This is a genomic window from Microcoleus sp. FACHB-SPT15 (assembly GCF_014849525.1).
Classification (GTDB): Bacteria; Cyanobacteriota; Cyanobacteriia; order Cyanobacteriales; family Coleofasciculaceae; genus Symplocastrum; species Symplocastrum torsivum.
This window is the reverse complement of the sequence record NZ_JACJNU010000059.1, coordinates 61,953-77,042: the sequence shown is the minus strand read 5'-3', so window position 1 is coordinate 77,042 and position 15,090 is coordinate 61,953. Positions and strand designations below refer to the sequence as shown.

General features: G+C 44.7%; 19 protein-coding genes. 8 read left to right on the top strand and 11 right to left on the bottom strand.

What is annotated here, in order from left to right:
- Positions 1-25 precede the first annotated feature (25 nt).
- Together recO and deoC are read right to left on the bottom strand one after the other, a co-directional pair.
- Positions 26-955: a DNA repair protein RecO gene (gene recO, locus H6F98_RS23290; protein ID WP_192221095.1), complete on the bottom strand. Its 930-nt coding sequence runs from the start codon at positions 953-955 to the stop codon at positions 26-28.
- Between the two features lie 138 nt (positions 956-1,093).
- Entirely contained in the window at positions 1,094-1,780 is a 687-nt protein-coding gene (gene deoC, locus H6F98_RS23285; protein ID WP_192221094.1) for a deoxyribose-phosphate aldolase, read from the bottom strand.
- Positions 1,781-2,070: 290 nt separating this feature from the next.
- Here deoC and H6F98_RS23280 point away from each other — a divergent pair, with 290 nt between their 5' ends.
- Together H6F98_RS23280 and H6F98_RS23275 are read left to right on the top strand one after the other, a co-directional pair.
- The gene (locus tag H6F98_RS23280) at positions 2,071-2,445 is read left to right on the top strand and encodes a DUF433 domain-containing protein (RefSeq protein WP_192221093.1); all 375 of its coding nucleotides are present in this window, start codon (positions 2,071-2,073) and stop codon (positions 2,443-2,445) included.
- Positions 2,442-2,618: a hypothetical protein gene (locus H6F98_RS23275; RefSeq protein WP_192221092.1), complete on the top strand. Its 177-nt coding sequence runs from the start codon at positions 2,442-2,444 to the stop codon at positions 2,616-2,618. Before H6F98_RS23280 ends, H6F98_RS23275 begins: the two co-directional genes overlap by 4 nt.
- Before the next feature lie 37 nt (positions 2,619-2,655).
- On the opposite strand, the gene H6F98_RS23270 is transcribed toward H6F98_RS23275, so the two are convergent.
- Complete coding sequence (locus tag H6F98_RS23270) at positions 2,656-3,996, bottom strand: NB-ARC domain-containing protein (protein ID WP_192221260.1); 1,341 nt, start codon at positions 3,994-3,996, stop codon at positions 2,656-2,658.
- A gap of 490 nt (positions 3,997-4,486) precedes the next feature.
- Between H6F98_RS23270 and H6F98_RS23265 the strand changes: the two genes are divergently transcribed.
- Positions 4,487-5,323: a hypothetical protein gene (locus tag H6F98_RS23265; protein WP_192221091.1), complete on the top strand. Its 837-nt coding sequence runs from the start codon at positions 4,487-4,489 to the stop codon at positions 5,321-5,323.
- A 311-nt stretch (positions 5,324-5,634) separates the two neighbouring features.
- On the opposite strand, the gene H6F98_RS23260 is transcribed toward H6F98_RS23265, so the two are convergent.
- The 5 genes from H6F98_RS23260 to H6F98_RS23240 form a co-directional block, all read right to left on the bottom strand.
- Positions 5,635-5,997 (bottom strand): aspartyl protease, encoded by a 363-nt coding sequence (locus H6F98_RS23260; RefSeq protein ID WP_192221090.1) that lies wholly within the window; start codon positions 5,995-5,997, stop codon positions 5,635-5,637.
- Positions 5,994-6,311 (bottom strand): hypothetical protein, encoded by a 318-nt coding sequence (locus H6F98_RS23255; protein ID WP_192221089.1) that lies wholly within the window; start codon positions 6,309-6,311, stop codon positions 5,994-5,996. The genes H6F98_RS23260 and H6F98_RS23255 overlap by 4 nt, the downstream gene beginning before the upstream one ends.
- 139 nt (positions 6,312-6,450) lie before the next feature.
- The gene (locus H6F98_RS23250; protein WP_192221088.1) at positions 6,451-6,942 is read right to left on the bottom strand and encodes a hypothetical protein; all 492 of its coding nucleotides are present in this window, start codon (positions 6,940-6,942) and stop codon (positions 6,451-6,453) included.
- Positions 6,943-7,054: 112 nt separating this feature from the next.
- Positions 7,055-7,390 (bottom strand): XisI protein, encoded by a 336-nt coding sequence (locus H6F98_RS23245; protein ID WP_192221087.1) that lies wholly within the window; start codon positions 7,388-7,390, stop codon positions 7,055-7,057.
- 88 nt (positions 7,391-7,478) lie between these two features.
- Entirely contained in the window at positions 7,479-8,477 is a 999-nt protein-coding gene (locus tag H6F98_RS23240; RefSeq protein ID WP_192221086.1) for a metal ABC transporter substrate-binding protein, read from the bottom strand.
- 170 nt (positions 8,478-8,647) lie between these two features.
- Between H6F98_RS23240 and H6F98_RS23235 the strand changes: the two genes are divergently transcribed.
- Positions 8,648-9,385 carry a metal ABC transporter ATP-binding protein gene (locus H6F98_RS23235; protein WP_192221085.1) on the top strand — a complete coding sequence of 246 codons (738 nt, stop codon included), beginning with the start codon at positions 8,648-8,650 and terminating at the stop codon, positions 9,383-9,385.
- 46 nt (positions 9,386-9,431) lie between these two features.
- Positions 9,432-10,319: a metal ABC transporter permease gene (locus H6F98_RS23230; protein WP_192221084.1), complete on the top strand. Its 888-nt coding sequence runs from the start codon at positions 9,432-9,434 to the stop codon at positions 10,317-10,319.
- A gap of 24 nt (positions 10,320-10,343) precedes the next feature.
- Here the strand turns inward: H6F98_RS23230 and H6F98_RS23225 are convergent, their stop codons facing one another.
- The gene (locus H6F98_RS23225; RefSeq protein WP_192221083.1) at positions 10,344-12,557 is read right to left on the bottom strand and encodes an MHYT domain-containing protein; all 2,214 of its coding nucleotides are present in this window, start codon (positions 12,555-12,557) and stop codon (positions 10,344-10,346) included.
- Between the two features lie 19 nt (positions 12,558-12,576).
- On the opposite strand from H6F98_RS23225, the gene H6F98_RS23220 reads away from it, so the two are divergent.
- Both H6F98_RS23220 and H6F98_RS23215 read left to right on the top strand, forming a co-directional pair.
- The gene (locus tag H6F98_RS23220) at positions 12,577-13,206 is read left to right on the top strand and encodes a DUF4388 domain-containing protein (protein WP_192221082.1); all 630 of its coding nucleotides are present in this window, start codon (positions 12,577-12,579) and stop codon (positions 13,204-13,206) included.
- 224 nt (positions 13,207-13,430) lie between these two features.
- Positions 13,431-13,712, top strand: a complete 282-nt coding sequence (locus H6F98_RS23215; protein WP_192221081.1) for a hypothetical protein — start codon at positions 13,431-13,433, stop codon at positions 13,710-13,712.
- Positions 13,713-13,718: 6 nt separating this feature from the next.
- Here the strand turns inward: H6F98_RS23215 and H6F98_RS23210 are convergent, their stop codons facing one another.
- Entirely contained in the window at positions 13,719-14,582 is an 864-nt protein-coding gene (locus H6F98_RS23210; protein WP_313929927.1) for a peptidase, read from the bottom strand.
- A gap of 16 nt (positions 14,583-14,598) precedes the next feature.
- Here H6F98_RS23210 and H6F98_RS33695 point away from each other — a divergent pair, with 16 nt between their 5' ends.
- Positions 14,599-14,763: a hypothetical protein gene (locus H6F98_RS33695; protein WP_242058679.1), complete on the top strand. Its 165-nt coding sequence runs from the start codon at positions 14,599-14,601 to the stop codon at positions 14,761-14,763.
- A 29-nt stretch (positions 14,764-14,792) separates the two neighbouring features.
- On the opposite strand, the gene secG is transcribed toward H6F98_RS33695, so the two are convergent.
- On the bottom strand, positions 14,793-15,026 hold the full coding sequence (gene secG, locus H6F98_RS23205) for a preprotein translocase subunit SecG (protein WP_192221080.1): 234 nt from the start codon (positions 15,024-15,026) through the stop codon (positions 14,793-14,795).
- Between the last annotated feature and the right edge of the window lie 64 nt (positions 15,027-15,090).

The window sequence follows — 15,090 nt, the reverse complement described above, 5'->3', positions numbered from 1 at the left end:
AGCACTTATTAAAGAAGTGGAACGTTCAAAAGTCAGGGATAGATAAAGCATCGACTAACGTTGCTGAGCGAATTGCTCGACCAAAGTGATACTGGGCATAATCCCGTAAAACTCGCTCGACTTTCACCCAAGCTGTATCCAGAGAATCAACCGTAAATAAACCTCCTTCTGGTAACAGGGTACTAAGCTGAGGCAATTGGGCTTGGGCTAGTTTTTGGAGCAGCGTCAACTCCAAGGCAGTGAGTTTAGCGTACAGCCGTGGGGGAGGAGACGTCTGAACATCACTCGCATCGCTGGCACTCGCCGGAGGGATTGTTCCTCCTCTGGCGAGAACTGGACGGGGTAAACTTTGAGCTACAGTCTTATTGTCTGCCAAACTGACAGCACCACCCGCATCGATACTGAAACCAACCCGCCAATTCGGATCAGTAAAATCTGGCTTAAGTGCGTGCTGCGTCACACAACAAACTTGAACTTGAGGAACGACACCCGCTAGCGCTAGTAAGTGAAAGACTCCGTGAGATAAGTGCGCCAGTACAGAGGCTGTCTTCAACTTGTCAGTAGAGGATTTGGGCAAGTGTTCTAAACGCCGTAGATGTTCATTGAGTAAGGCGTAGAGTTCTTCCTGTGGCTGTTCGCTTAAGGCGTAACACAGGACTAATTCTGCTAGATATTGACTTGCCGCCAACTTACTGAGATCTTTACTTAAGCCAGGATAAGATTCTATAGTTTCAGCTTGGGTAATTTTGTCAAGCGATCGCCCTTTGGCGACTAGCAGCTCATTAACGACAAACAAGCCACTTCTGCCTCCCAATTTTGAGTTTTGCTTACGTGCGCCCGGTGCCACTACCCGAATCAGCCCAAACTCCGGTGTCAAGACTGTTACTAATCTGTCCGCTTCTCCTAGCGGCATACTTTTGAGATTGATTCCAGTGGCTTTGTAGGTTCGACTCATCACCGATTTTGGGTTTTACTTTTCCTCGTTTGCTAGAGGAGGGATAGGGAAGTGGATTTTGAATAAAAGATGAGAAGAATCGGTGAAAGCCAGGTACATACAAAACCTACTAGCAATTCCTAGTTCTTTCGCCCAAAATCAAGAATGTTCCTCCTCTTCTCGCGACGTGAGCTGCCGAAGCAACTCTGGCCCGCGAGATGTGCCCAAGCGCGTTGCACCAGCAAGGACTAAATCATAGGCTTGTTCAATGGTGCGGATGCCGCCTGCTGCTTTGATGCCAACTTGTCCCTGTGTAACCTCTTTTAAGAGGCGAACGTCAGCAACTGTAGCACCTCCGTTCCAGCCGGTGTTGGTTTTGAGAAATTGTGCTCCTGCATCCATACATAGTTCCGCAGCAAGACGCTTTTGGGCATCTGTCAACAGAGCAGTTTCTAGTATCACTTTGACAGTTTGCTCGGTTTCCTCACAAATTTGGGCAATTTCCCGATACAGTTCGTTGGTTTTTCCAGCTTTTAAGCTACCTATGTGAATAACTACATCTAGCTCTGTTGCACCATTATCTGTCGCCTCTTGCGCTTCGTAGAGCTTCACGGCTGGTGTTGTTGCCCCTGTTGGAAAACCAATCACTGTACAAACTTTCGGTGCTTTACCGTAAAGTAGATCAGCCGCTTGTTTCACATAAACTGGGTACACACACACAGCGGCAAAGCCAAACCGCTCTGCCTCATAACAACACTTTCCGACTTGCTCTGCTGTTGCGGCTGGATCGAGCAGTGCATGATCGATCAACGGCGCAATATCTATATCCGGATAGTCTATAGCCATCCCTTTATCTGCCAGCGACTCCTTCTTCACTTTTATCAAATTATTAAGATATTAAGAAAAATTAAAGACATTTTCTTAGAAATCGCTATGGGAGATAGGTACTCTGAGCGGTATTCTCTCTTTAAGCGCAAGTTACTCTTGAAGAATTCATCGAGAGCCTATAAGGTCTAACACTTCGTCAGACTGTATGAAGTTAGTAGATTAGGCGATCGCACTTGGTTTTTGTTATCCTCCTTGCTTTTTTCGTGAGGTACTATGAAGGCGGTATCTAGTAGAAGTAGATTCTGGGTATGACTCCGGCATCCAATGAACAACTAGGCATCATCCGTACAGAACGTGGACTGACGATCGCAGGAACGCGCATCACCCTTTACGATGTGATGGATTACGTGACTGCTGAGTATCCACCTAAGTTTATTCGCGGTATGCTTAACTTGACAGATGAGCAAGTTAATGCTGCCTTGTTTTATATTGAGGCAAATCGTGCTGAAGTAGAAGCCGAGTATCAAACTGTTTTAAAGGAAGCAGAAGAAATACGGCAGTACTGGGAAGAACGCAATCGCGAACACTTTGCCCGGATTGCGGCAATGCCACAAAAGCCAGGTCGAGAGGCCCTTTGGGCAAAGCTTCAAGCACAGAAAGCCAGACATGAATCGAAGGCATGATTTTCCTCATTGACCATAATCTTGAGGGACATGCACTGATTCTGTTGGGTAATATTGCTAATCAAGGCTGGCTTGAGTTAATACCGATCCGCTTTGTTACCTTCAAAGAGATGGAGTTGTCGATTGATAGCAGCGACCGCATGGTTTGGCGAATTGCTCAAGCAAACCAGTAGAATTTGGGTGTCGCGCAGGTAGTTTTGAGTCTGGGCTTCAATTAAGCATCGGTTTTGAATAAGTGAGTTCGTTTGTAGTAACCTCTCGCTTGATCGCCTGAATGAAGCGTTCCGTGACATACTCCATAATCACGGGTTGTAGCGTTAAACCTGTGTCTGCGGTTTCGATAAGCGATCGCGCCTGAAGTGACTGCAATGCCTCTAGTAGCTCTCGCAGAGGTACTTTGGGCAGGATTTCTTCCTGTAATTTTGCAGGCATTACCGCTTCTCGATTAATCACCAACAAGTACATAATTTGTTGTTGCAGGGGAGATAAGCGCTCAAACTGGCGATCGAGTAAGTCCCACAAATCGCTAAAAACACTGCTTCCTTGGGCTAAAAATCCTTGAATATTGCCGCCAAATAGCTTTTGAATCGTTGTTGCAGCAATCTTAATCGCAAGAGGGTTGCCACCAAAGTAATTGACAAGGGTTCGACTCTGGGATTGTGTAGCTTCTAAGCCTTTGGCAATGAGGATTTGCTGACCTTCTGCGCCTGCGAGTCCTTGCAGTTGTAGCGATCGCACGGGGAGATTTTTTCCTTGCCGCAGGGCGAATCCGCCTGGTTTGTCTCGTCCGGTGATAATCAGGCAACTTTGGTGAGGTTCATCGCAGATGCGATCGAATAACTGGCGGTACGCTTCAAACCCTTGTTGGTACTGTCCACTGCGATTTCCGTCTTGCAAGATCGACTCAACGTTATCGAGGACTAATAAACAGCGTTTTGAGCGCAACTGTTTCATTAGGGTATCAATTGAGCTGTCGTTTGTGACCTCTGAACCCACTAAAATGGGCAAGATTTCGCTGAGGATGAGTTCTAAGAGCGGTGCTTGCTGTAAGCTGCGCCAAATCACACAGTCAAATTGGGATTGTAGTTGTTGAGCTAGTTTCACCGAGAGGGCAGTTTTGCCCATCCCACCGAGTCCGAAGATTCCAATTGCGCGGCAATTGTCCTCAAGAATCCAGGTTTCTAGCGTTTGTAGTTCCCCTTGCCGACCGTAAAATCGGGAAACGTCGGGCGCTTCTCCCCAATCTTGCGTACCTTGAATGATAGGTAATGCAGTTGCAGCTTGTTGCGACTGTTGGTAGCGACGCAAAACCGCTTGAAGATTGCGCTTCGAGACAGGTTCGCCAAGGGATTGGGAGAGACTTCGCCACAACTGCGAACCGACTTGTTTGATGTAGTCGTATTCGTAGCCTAACCGTTTGGCAATCTCCCGGTAGGAGGTTCCTGTCCAAGTTTCCAGAAAGACTACCGATTGAACATCGGTGAGTCTTTGCCCTTGGTTGGCAGTGTGTAACAGAGTATCAACCAGGGCGATCGCGTCTTGTCCCGTCATTGCTAGTTATTGTGACTGATTGGTTAAATTTACTGGATTCTTCAGGTTGCAGATAGCAAATTTATGAAAATTTAAATTCCCCCATTGGGGGGATATTATGTTGCGATTGTTGGTTGCGAGTCTTTACCCTCGGTTAGCAGCCTGTAAAAGCCTATCGCCTAAGTGAGCGCGTCTTGTCCCGTCATCGCCAGCTATCTTGACCTACTGGTGATTTATCTGCATATTTGCTGGGTTTTACGGAAAACTTGCCAAAAATTTACACAAACAACTCACTTTTTCTCACCGACACTGCGATCGGTTGTGGGTTATTCGTTAGTTAGATATCAAGGAGAGATATTGAAATTATGGGTGATTTAGCTGAACAGTATTCATTGCTAACGACATTCAGTTCCAACCTTCTCAAAAAAGGTGGGTTGGTAACAGCATAATTGGTCGTATTCGTTTCCTTGATGGAGTGAGTCTTTAAGTTTCACTATTTCTAAAGCATAGTATGAACAAGTTAATTCAGTCTCAGTCAATTTTTACAAAACTTGCTCCTCTATTTCTTTTTGCAGGAGTATCCCTTACAGGCGTGGTAGTCTCTCCAGATAGTGCTTCTGCATATCACCAAACCAATAGACCACAAGTAGAAGAAAGCTTGAGAACAGGTGGCTGGACTGTTGTTTTCGCTAAAGAATTTAGCCACGATGAATACCTAAAGCTTTCTGCTGCCATTGCCTCAGATGTTTTGGCTTCCTATGGAGGGGCAACTTCAACTTACTTTTTGAGCTTCGCACGTGATTCATATCGACAGGTTATTAACGAAGCCACAGCGAAGGCACCGGAGATAGCAAGGCAGTTAGACAGAGAATTGACAGTAGACAAGCTTCTCTCTGGTATTCAAGCATCTTTCAACGGTAGACAAATTGAGCTATCTGTAGCAGGAATAAGGCTACAAATAGGACGAGCAACTTATAACAGAGCGGAATGTACAGAGACTTATATTGCTGGAGTGAGGTGCGTGAAAATGCCAAACACTTATCAACCTTATATCCGCTTCCAAGTAACACAGAAATCCGCTCCCATAACACAAACTTCAGGTTCTATTGCACGAGGCATAACTATCTGGAACGACACACAAGCTACTCTGAACTACATTATCAATGGACAACAATTTACTATTCCAGCAGGGAAATTTGCTAGCCACGGAAATGCAAGTAGTTACTCTATTTCTTTCGATGAAAGTTTTGCAGATGGTTTGCAAGAAAAGAACTATCAGTTAGCGCCTGGCTCATCAAACTCATTTCGAGCCAATGGAAGTTCTCTTGGTTTATATAGGAGAAACTGAAGTTATCTACTCTCAATTTGATTCACCGGACTTTGCCAAAGTAACTCACCTTTTCTCACGGACAGGGCAATCATAATTAGGTTATTCATTATGTAATCTAGCAAGATAGTTTCTTCTAGTGAGAAGCTAATTCTGGGTTTGCTGTTGCAATCGAGAGAACAGAGCGATCGCTCTATTCCTAGTTTGGATATCGAAATCTCAAGCCAAGAAGCCTTTGGGTACTCAAGGAAACTTCTGACAAGACAATAGAAGATTAGGCTTGCAGATGCGATCGCTCTTCACTTACTTCACCAAGAGGATGCGATCGCTCCTCACTCTAACGTCACCCTACCTTCCTGATAATTCGCCACTAACATAAACAGCTTAAGCCACTGTGAACCCAACAAAATCTCTTGTATTTCCTCACCTGCAAAAACAGGAATTTCAAACTCCTGCCCATCAATTACCACTTTACCTAAATAGATATCAAAAGTAGCTTCTCCCTGTGCTGTCCTCAGCTTATCCTGACTCAGAAAACTCCAACCCAGACTCTCTACATCCTGTTTGTTAATTGCCAGAAACTCTGTAAAACCAGTATCTAGCATCGCTTCCACCGGAAGACTCAACCCATCGTTACTAATTAAATCAATTTCTAAATATATCTGTCCATTTTCTCCAAATCTACCCCGAATCATATTTTGCCACTCACGCCAGTTTCGTTAATCCCAAAAATATGGTGAATGGCATTAGTGTGTTTCCGTCGTGCTTTTTTACTAGCAACTTCTTTAACTGGGTCAATAAAATAATCACCACTATCTGGCTCAATTACGATATACCAGCCATAGTATTTATCTAGCAAATCCGGCTGCAATCGCTCAAAAATTGCCCAACAACGTTGATAAAATTCTTCTCGTCTAGCCTTCTCTCTAGCTATTTCTTCCTCTGACCATTGAATTTCCGGGAAAATTCGACCTCGACGCACAATACGAGCGGGTGTAGATTGAGTCATAAGATTCAGTCTCCTCGATCTTCATTACTATGAGCATTAAATTAATTTAACAATTACTGTAGCGAACTACGCTAGTCATTCAGACTGCCCCAGTGCGATCGCTTTTCACTGACTTCACCAAGAGGCGATCGCTCTCCTCCTAGCTAAAATCAAAATTGCAAGAATTTTCTAGACCAAGGTCTTTAGCTTCGGGGAAAAAACGACGGAATCGCTGACTCAAATCCTCATCCTTACTGAGCAAAATTGTGTAACTGCTATCGCAACAGACTATTTCAACTATAGCTTTGGGGTGTTGAATCGTTGGATGTTTAGTCCAGAGCGTAGGATGTCCCTCTGCAATCGGTTCAACTTCTAAGCTGTTAATATCAATCACGATCTCTGAATGAAAGCCAGACAGAATAGCCCAGATGAACTGAATGCGATATTTTTCGACCAGTGCGGTTAATGCTTCGCCTGTGAACCAACGCGGTTTATTTTCTGGGTCATGGGGAAGCTCTAGTGGATAAATATTGTACTCAACGTTAGTCAAAAGCCAATTAAACTCTTTTTGTCTACCTTCTAATGCCTGAAACACAAGAGCAAGGTTAGTGTGAGAGCGCATCTGGTCGGAAGTGTCTAAAATCGTGTTCATATTAAGGCTTGATTCCCTGTTCAACTTATTTATCTGCATCATTGTCAGCAGACCAAGGATGTTACCCTAAAGGTGATCGCACTTCCGTAACTAAGTTACAGTTCAAGTAGCTTTACGCGACGGCAAACCCTGTATGCTTCCTAATTTTGGGCGATTTGAAACCTAGAACAATGCGCTCTTTTGGGATACCTGCGTTTAGCAGTTCATTCGCGATGCCATCTTCTGTACCATCTCGATGAATCCAGATTTTGCCGTTGATAATCTTGATGTGAATGATACAGCCGTGAACCTGGCGGACTTTCTCCCATCCAACTATCATCAATAGGTAGCGATCAGAACTGCAATCAAACACAGTGTGTCGTTCGATCTCTCCGTAAGCATAAGGAATTTGCGCGTACTCTGATATTACTTTTTGAATAATCTGCCGATCTTGCTCTAAAGTGTCCATTTAACGATAACCTCCGCATCAGAATTGAAAACCAACAGACGAACAGGATTGTTTTTTACATAAATATCTCATAGCAGATAGTATCTCTCTATTGCACAGAAATCTTTTTCGGTTCTTCTGCTGGCTCGAAAGCCGTGTATTTCCCACCCAGTGCTTCGACAATCGTGCGCGTATTCGTTACAAGCATTTTGACGTAGGTATCCGCTTCACCGCCTGGTGCGCCAATTGAATCAGAGTAGAGTTCTTGCGGTGCTAAATTGACTCCAGCCTCCTCAGCTACAGTTTTAATCAACGCTGGATTAATCGTTGTTTCTGCAAAAATACTCTTAACCCCAGTTTGTTTGACTGAGTCTGACAAGCTTTTCACTGTCTGGGCACTGGGTTGTTCTTCAGTGCTAATGCCAATTAGGGTACCTGCTACAGGTATACCGTAAGCGCGGGAGTAGTATTGAAATGCATCATGGGTTGTGATTAGCTTACGCTGATTCTGTGGAATTGTTTGGATCTGTTGGCTAATCCAGGTATCGAGTTGCTTTAATTGATCAGTGAGTTGCGTGGCGTTGTCTGTAAATTCTTGTTTGTCTTCGGGTGAAAGTGCAATGAGTTGGTCACGAATGGCATTGACCATTGCGACCGCATTTTTCGCATTACCCCAAACATGAGGGTCAGGCTCTTTTCTCCCTTTGTAATTAAAATCTAAGGGCTGCACAACTTCCCCAACGGCAAACTTCTTGGCATTAGCCCCCGCTGAGTTCATCAGCTTAATCAGCCCTGGCTCCAGATTGTAGCCGTTGTAGAGAATCAAATCAGCTTTCTCTAAGGCAATACTATCGGCTGGTACTGGCTCGTAAACGTGAGGGTCAGCTCCTGGTTTTAAGATACCTGTGAGTTCAATCTCGTCTCCTCCTACTTGTTCTACCCAGTCGGTAATCATTGTGCTGGTAGACACAACCTTCGGCTTATCGTCATCATTAGAAGTGTTCTGGTCGGTAGATGTTGAATTGCACCCACTCATCCAAAGGGTGAAGATTAGTCCAACTGCCAGCCATCCGTACTTTCTGCCTGGGGAATGAGTTACTGCTTTCATACGATTGATACATTTATTTTCATATTCCTTTCATTTTTTACAGTAAGCTACTTTCATATTTCTTTCATTTTCTTTTTTCCGGAAAAGCTCCACCATGGAAACTGCCACTTTCCGTATAGTCAGTTCAACCAAGTAGAGATGAGCAACAGGTAGATAACTAGGGGTTACAGATGGAAAGCGTTACAGTTCAGCAATTGGGTGTGCAGTACCGCATGGTAGAGGCTCTGAAGGATGTCAACTGCGATATCAAAGCAGGGCGACTCACAGGAATTATTGGTCCAAATGGTGCTGGGAAAAGTACCCTGATTAAAGCCATGCTGGGGTTGGTTCCGACAACTGGCGGAACGGCGATGTACAAGGGGAAACCTTTGATGGAGCAGTTGGAGAATGTGTCGTATGTACCACAGCGATCGCAAATTGACTGGACTTATCCTGCAACAGTATGGGATGTGGTGCTGATGGGTCGAGTGCGGAAAACTGGCTGGTTTCGTCGCTATTCAACGGTGTCAAGGCGTTTAGCGGCAGAAGCTTTAGATCGCGTTGGCATGAGTGATTATCGAAATCGCCCTATTGGACAACTATCAGGCGGACAGCAACAGCGAGTCTTTTTGGCTAGGGCACTGACTGAAGAAGCTGAGATTTTCTGCTTTGATGAGCCTTTAGTAGGGATTGATAAAAAAACTGAAGCCGTAATTTTTGATATCTTCCACGAACTTGCCAACGCTGGCAAAACCTTAATGGTTGTAAACCACGATTTGGGACAGGCAATTACTAATTTTGACGACTTGATTTTGCTGAATCGAGAAATAATTGCCAGTGGTTCCCGCAAGCAGGTGCTGAGTGCGGATAACCTGCAACGCGCTTATGGGGGTCAAGTTGTGTTCTTCTCTGAAGAAGCAGCAGCTTAAATGGTTATTGACAAACAACAAATAACCAACCACAAATAACAAACATATGCTAGAAGCGTTTATTGAACCGCTGCAATATGGCTTTATGCAGCGATCGCTAATGACTGCTGTTTTAGTTGGCATTGTTTGCGCTACGGTAGGCAGTTACTTGATGGTGCAACGGCTTGCTTTGTTGGGAGATGCGATTAGCCATTCTGTATTGCCCGGTTTAGCGATCGCGTTTATTGTAGGTGCTGATATTTTTGTCGGGGCGTTCATTGCTGGCATTATTAGCACAATGGTGATTGCTTGGATACGGACGCGATCGCAAATTAAAGAAGATGCAGCAATGGGCATTGTCTTTTCTGCCTTTTTTGCACTGGGTATTACCTTAATTACTATTGTTCAGAAAGACAATAAAATCGACCTTAATCACTTTCTTTTTGGTAATATTTTGAGTGTTAGTAATGAAGAAGTGATTAATACAGCAATTATTACATTGATTGTTCTATCAATTGTCGTGCTGCTGTACAAAGAATTGATGTTTTATACCTTTGACCCAGTTGGGGCAAAAGCGGCTGGACTCCCAACCAACTTGCTTGACTTTGGTCTAATGATTTTGATTGCTCTAACTATTGTTGCCAGTCTCAAAGCCGTTGGTGTAATCCTAGTTCTTGCTATGCTAATTACTCCCGGAGCAACGGCTTACTTATTGGTCACGCGACTGCAACAAATGATGATTTTAGGGTCGGCAATTGGTGTTATGGCTAGTATTAGCGGGATGTACTTGAGCTATTTTTTTAATCTGCCATCTGGTCCAGCAATTGTATTAGTTGCCTTCGTTTTTTTTATGCTGGCGTTTTTATTTAGCCCTAGTCAAGGAATTTTGACTAACCCTCGTTCTAATTCAGGACAGTCACAGATTTGGCGAGAGATTAAGAGTTTGCTACGTTGAAGCTCTTGACATTGCTATTTACTTTTAGTCACTCAGCGCTAACCTGAAGGGCTGCTCAGGCTTTGGCTCTTGGTAATATTGAGAGTTTGGCACCTGTAACCGTACCGGAATTTTGAGCCAAAACTCAGTTCCTTGCCCCGGTTCTGACTCGCACCCTAATTCTCCCTGATGTTTTTTCACAACTATCTGATAGCTGATTGCTAATCCCAAACCGGTTCCCTTCCCTACTAACTTAGTGGTGAAAAATGGCTCGAAGAGTTTTGCCTTAACGTCTTGTGTCATCCCTGAACCGTTATCCGCAATTTGAATGAGAACGCTATCTGTCATCGGTTGACCATTAAGGGAAGCTTGTCGTTGTTGGTCTTGGCAACGCAGATGGGATGTGCGGATACGAATGCAAGGCGTGCGCCTCGTGTTCTCCTGACTTGAGGCAGATGGGTCTATTCTTACTTCTTCCAAAGCATCAATCGCATTGCTCAAAATATTCATCAAGACTTGATTGAGTTGTCCGGCGTAGCACTCGACCTTTGGTAAATTACCATACTCTTTAACGACTTCAATTGCCTTATACCTGCCTGTTGCCTTCAGCCGACTTTGGAGAATTAACAGCGTGCTATCGATTCCCTGGTGGATATCAATTGGCTTCATTTCTGCTTCATCGTGATGCGAGAAATTTCTCAAGCTCAATACAATTTGGCTAATGCGCTCTGCACCAACTTTCATCGACTTCAGCAGTTTTGGTAGATCTTCGCTCAAAAATTCTAAGTCAATCTTGTTAGCATACGCTTGAATCTCACAGGTAGGATCGGGATAGTGCTTTTGATATAGATGTACCAGATTGAGCAAGTCTTGGATGTATCCGTTTGCATAGCCGAGGTTACCGTCGATAAAGCTAACAGGATTATTAATTTCATGAGCCACGCCAGAAACCAGTTGTCCCAGACTTGACATTTTTTCGGTCTGGATCAGCTTGGCTTGCGTCTGTCTCAACGTTTGCAAAGTTAGTTCTAGCTGAGTGGCTTTTTCTCGTTCTCTGGCTTCGGAATGCCGTAAAGCTGATTCTGCCTGTTTGCCAGCCGTAATATCGCTGAAGGTACATACCAATCGCTCCACGCTTCCGGCTGCTGTTAGCTGCGGCTCGGTATTAACTAGCAACCACCGTGGCTCTGGCTCAAGGCTATTGGGACAACGAATATGGATAACGACGTTGTGTACAGGCGCTTTTGTTGTGATCGCTTGTTGCATCGGCAATCCCTCTTCAGGAAAAGGCGTGCCATCTTCCTGTAGCAGTAGGAGGTCGCCAGGAAAAGCTAGCTGAGTGCATATATCGCTATCTGTCAAGCCGAGCCTCTCGATTGCCATCTGGTTGCTGAACATAATTTCTAAGGAGGGTTTCAGCAACAGTACTCCGACTGGCATATTCCAAAGTAGCATCCGGAAACGTTTCTCACTTTGCTGCAAGGCTTCCTCTCGCGCCAGTTGTGCTGCCAGCCGTTGCTCAAATACAGAGGTGAGTAATGCCAGACCTAAAATAATCAGCGCGGCTGTCGCGATCGCACTCCCTAAAAGAGACGTATCAAAGGTATAGGATACAGTTTTTCCCCATCCTTCGCCCTCAATGAACCTGGCAGCAGCCATACCCGTATAGTGCATACTGCTAATCGCAATTCCCATAATTAGGGCACTACCAAGCTTGCGCCAGTTCAAAGTTACTGTTGTTTCATCCCGTAGCCGAAACGCTAGCCACAGGGCAGCCAAAGATGCAGCGATCGCAATTACCACGGATAGCCCCACGAGCAGCAGGTTGTACTGAATGTGACCTTGATGAACCTGCATCGCTGCCATGCCGATGTAGTGCATTGAGGCAATGCCGAGTCCCATCAAAACACCGCCGAATACCAATCGCATGGGGCTAAGCGTGGCGCGACTCACCAACAGCAGGGCTAGACCTGAATAGAGGATCGCATCAAGCAGAGACAGAAGTGTCAGCCACACCTCGTAGGCAACAGGTTGTGGAAGATTGAAAGCCAGCATGGCGACAAAGTGCATCGACCAAATGCCTGTACCCATAGCGACTGCACCACCGATAAGCCACTTGAAGCGGGTTTGTCCTGAGGCTGACTTGATTTGCCCCGCCAGATTTAGTGCTGTATAGGAGGCAATAACGGCGATGATAAACGCTAGCCCTACAAGACGAAAGTTGTAGGAGCTAGACATGATTGCGTCTGGATGTTGCATAAGGTTTTCATAAAAAACGATGTGTATAACAGGTTCGTTGGCAGAATTTTCCCTGCCAGAAATTTTTCAATTCATTGAAAGAGGAAAAGAAACAGGCTTACTCTCATTTCGGAGCGAAGCCGAAGCCCCAACTACATCGATAGCAATTCATTATATCTGGGTGTATCAAGGCAAAGTTGTGGCAGCAGCTAATCAGCTAGACGAGCAAGGATTAGTCAAACTCATTAATCAACGCCAATGGGTTAGCGATCGCGTAGTCTCTAAACTAGCTCAGTTGTCTCCAACTGATAAACCGTTTGGTTTTTACCTCAAAAATCAAGGAGTTTTAAGAACAGAACAACTTAAACAGATATTTCTTGCTCAGGTATTGCAGCAATTACATCCTTTGCTTCAACTCAAAAATGGTATTTTCAAGTTTGAACAGGATGTACCCCTACCAATGCGAGAAATGACAGGATTGAGCATATCAGTAGGAGTGTCAAAGCTTTTTGCTATGTCAAAAAAGGCAAAAGCCTTACGTCCGGATGCATGGAAATCTACAAGTGTTGCTGTAACAATCGCTCAGCGCTCACTCTATTCAGCTCAAGTTAGAAAGCCCTGTAAGGTAAAGAGGTTTTCCCAGAAGAATTTACATAGTGTAGTAGGGTAATTTTTTCAAAAACCTAAGTCTTAGTTTACTCAAGCAGCTTTCTCGTCAGAATTCTTCTTGTAGCTCCCATTTGCAATTTTGGTACAGACTCGGCAGTCTTTAATAGACTCGGCATAGGCTTATCTGAAGCAAACTATCATTTCAAAAAGTTGCACATTGCATTCTTTTCCCTGATCAGAGCTTTCTACTGTTGAAGTATGAGCAGTTGAGGTAAAAAAATCAATATGTTACTTACACGTCAACAAGCCAAAGCGCAAAAACGAAATGCTAAAAGGCTAGGTCAGTTACTCCAAGATGCTAGGAAGGAACTAGAGCAAAGCCTTGGTGTTATTGAATGTACCGCTATTGACCAAGGCACTTGGGGAAGAACAGATGTTTCTTATTCTCAGGAGGCACATTCGGTCATTGGGCAAATTTTAGCGATCGCGAATTCCTGGCACCAGTTCAACCACTTTGAAATTGATGAGAAATTATCCCAGCTTGAGAAACAATTTTACCAAGACTAGTAATTCTTACTCTTCTCTACTAGGCTGAGATACCAAAGACCAGCCTAAGCGGGTTGGTTGTTCGTAAATTCGCTTAAGCGTATTGATGTCCCTAACAGAAATCTGGGGCGGATTGCGTACTTGAGAAAAGTACATCGTGTCGGTTTCTGACGGGCTATGTCCCCAGATGCCCAAGGCATGACCGAGTTCGTGACGGGCAGTTGCAAGGGTATATTCAACAGTCTGGTCAGGACTGAGTTGGATGGTAAATCGTTGGGATAAAACTGGTTCAGACTGAGTTGCATTCAGTTGGGGTATTTGACGCGAAGCGGTTCCCTGAAGTTCTCCTGTGTCAGCTTCTGGGTTTGTATCCATGGCTGCACAAAGGTAAAACTCGTAGGTAGTTTCAGCAGAACGAGCGCGAGGCAGATTAAATTGTCCAGTTTCGCGGTTTAAAGAGGCTTGTAGAGGAGGACGCGATCGCAAAATTGAAATATCCGCCCCCTCTGGTTGGGCAATCACTTCTAAAGGCAAATAGACACCCCATTCCTGTACAGCCTGTAATACTGCCTCAACCCAATTCTCGAACCTTTGGATACTGGGGGATGCTTCAGCTTGGTCTAGTGGTCGCGCCACATAAACCTTGACGGGAAACCGAAACCAAACCAAATAGCCTACTGGAGTCAGCTTGACATCAGAAAAGTAGTCACCTGCACCAGTAGTATCTTGCCACTGCACTAGTGTTGAAGGTAAAGGGTGAGCCTGAGGAACTGGTAAAGAAGACGAGGATAACTCAGCAGCTACTAGGATGTCATTTGATTTGGGATGTGCAATTTTGGATGTCAGATTACCCTCAGGGATAAATCCAGGGGTTTGCAATTGAGCATCCACTTGTAACGAAGTAAAAATGACCAACACAGTGGAAGCGATCGCCATTCCAAGCAAAATGAGGCATCTCCAGTTGCTTTTCTGGCGACACCTCAGCTTCAATGCAGTACGTTCTCTTCTCCTCAAGCGTTGTCCCCTACCTGTATTCCCGTTGCTACGACTGTATTTGGGATGTAGGTATTAGAGGTTACTCAACTCAAAGCTCTAACCTTGCTACTGATTCAACCATCCCGCGCTCAAAACTACCGTCAATCCCATAAAAATAACAGCAAGCGCCCAGGTAACTCGGTTCAGGGCTGTTTCTGCACTTTTCGTACTTGTAAACAGTTGCGCCTGTCCACCGATCCCCCCAATTCCATCGCCCTTAGGACTATGCAGCAATACCAAAATAACCAAACCCAAGGCAGACACTGCCCAAACAATTTTTAGAACGTTATCAATCGTCATGACGAAAACTCTGAGGGAAAATTTAAGAGTGGTTAACAAGTAGCGTTTAGCTTAATTCACTCGT

Coding starts and splice junctions, on each gene's coding strand:
- H6F98_RS23245 (WP_192221087.1), bottom strand. CDS start 7,390: ATGGACACTTTAGAGCAAGATCGGCAGATTATTCAAAAAGTAATATCA.
- H6F98_RS23265 (WP_192221091.1), top strand. CDS start 4,487: ATGAACAAGTTAATTCAGTCTCAGTCAATTTTTACAAAACTTGCTCCT.
- H6F98_RS23235 (WP_192221085.1), top strand. CDS start 8,648: ATGGAAAGCGTTACAGTTCAGCAATTGGGTGTGCAGTACCGCATGGTA.
- H6F98_RS23280 (WP_192221093.1), top strand. CDS start 2,071: ATGACTCCGGCATCCAATGAACAACTAGGCATCATCCGTACAGAACGT.
- deoC (WP_192221094.1), bottom strand. CDS start 1,780: ATGGCTATAGACTATCCGGATATAGATATTGCGCCGTTGATCGATCAT.
- H6F98_RS23215 (WP_192221081.1), top strand. CDS start 13,431: ATGTTACTTACACGTCAACAAGCCAAAGCGCAAAAACGAAATGCTAAA.
- H6F98_RS23240 (WP_192221086.1), bottom strand. CDS start 8,477: ATGAAAGCAGTAACTCATTCCCCAGGCAGAAAGTACGGATGGCTGGCA.
- H6F98_RS23220 (WP_192221082.1), top strand. CDS start 12,577: ATGTGTATAACAGGTTCGTTGGCAGAATTTTCCCTGCCAGAAATTTTT.
- H6F98_RS23270 (WP_192221260.1), bottom strand. CDS start 3,996: ATGACGGGACAAGACGCGATCGCCCTGGTTGATACTCTGTTACACACT.
- H6F98_RS23255 (WP_192221089.1), bottom strand. CDS start 6,311: ATGACTCAATCTACACCCGCTCGTATTGTGCGTCGAGGTCGAATTTTC.
- recO (WP_192221095.1), bottom strand. CDS start 955: ATGAGTCGAACCTACAAAGCCACTGGAATCAATCTCAAAAGTATGCCG.
- secG (WP_192221080.1), bottom strand. CDS start 15,026: ATGACGATTGATAACGTTCTAAAAATTGTTTGGGCAGTGTCTGCCTTG.
- H6F98_RS33695 (WP_242058679.1), top strand. CDS start 14,599: ATGACCAACACAGTGGAAGCGATCGCCATTCCAAGCAAAATGAGGCAT.
- H6F98_RS23250 (WP_192221088.1), bottom strand. CDS start 6,942: ATGAACACGATTTTAGACACTTCCGACCAGATGCGCTCTCACACTAAC.
- H6F98_RS23225 (WP_192221083.1), bottom strand. CDS start 12,557: ATGCAACATCCAGACGCAATCATGTCTAGCTCCTACAACTTTCGTCTT.
- H6F98_RS23230 (WP_192221084.1), top strand. CDS start 9,432: ATGCTAGAAGCGTTTATTGAACCGCTGCAATATGGCTTTATGCAGCGA.
- H6F98_RS23260 (WP_192221090.1), bottom strand. CDS start 5,997: ATGATTCGGGGTAGATTTGGAGAAAATGGACAGATATATTTAGAAATT.
- H6F98_RS23275 (WP_192221092.1), top strand. CDS start 2,442: ATGATTTTCCTCATTGACCATAATCTTGAGGGACATGCACTGATTCTG.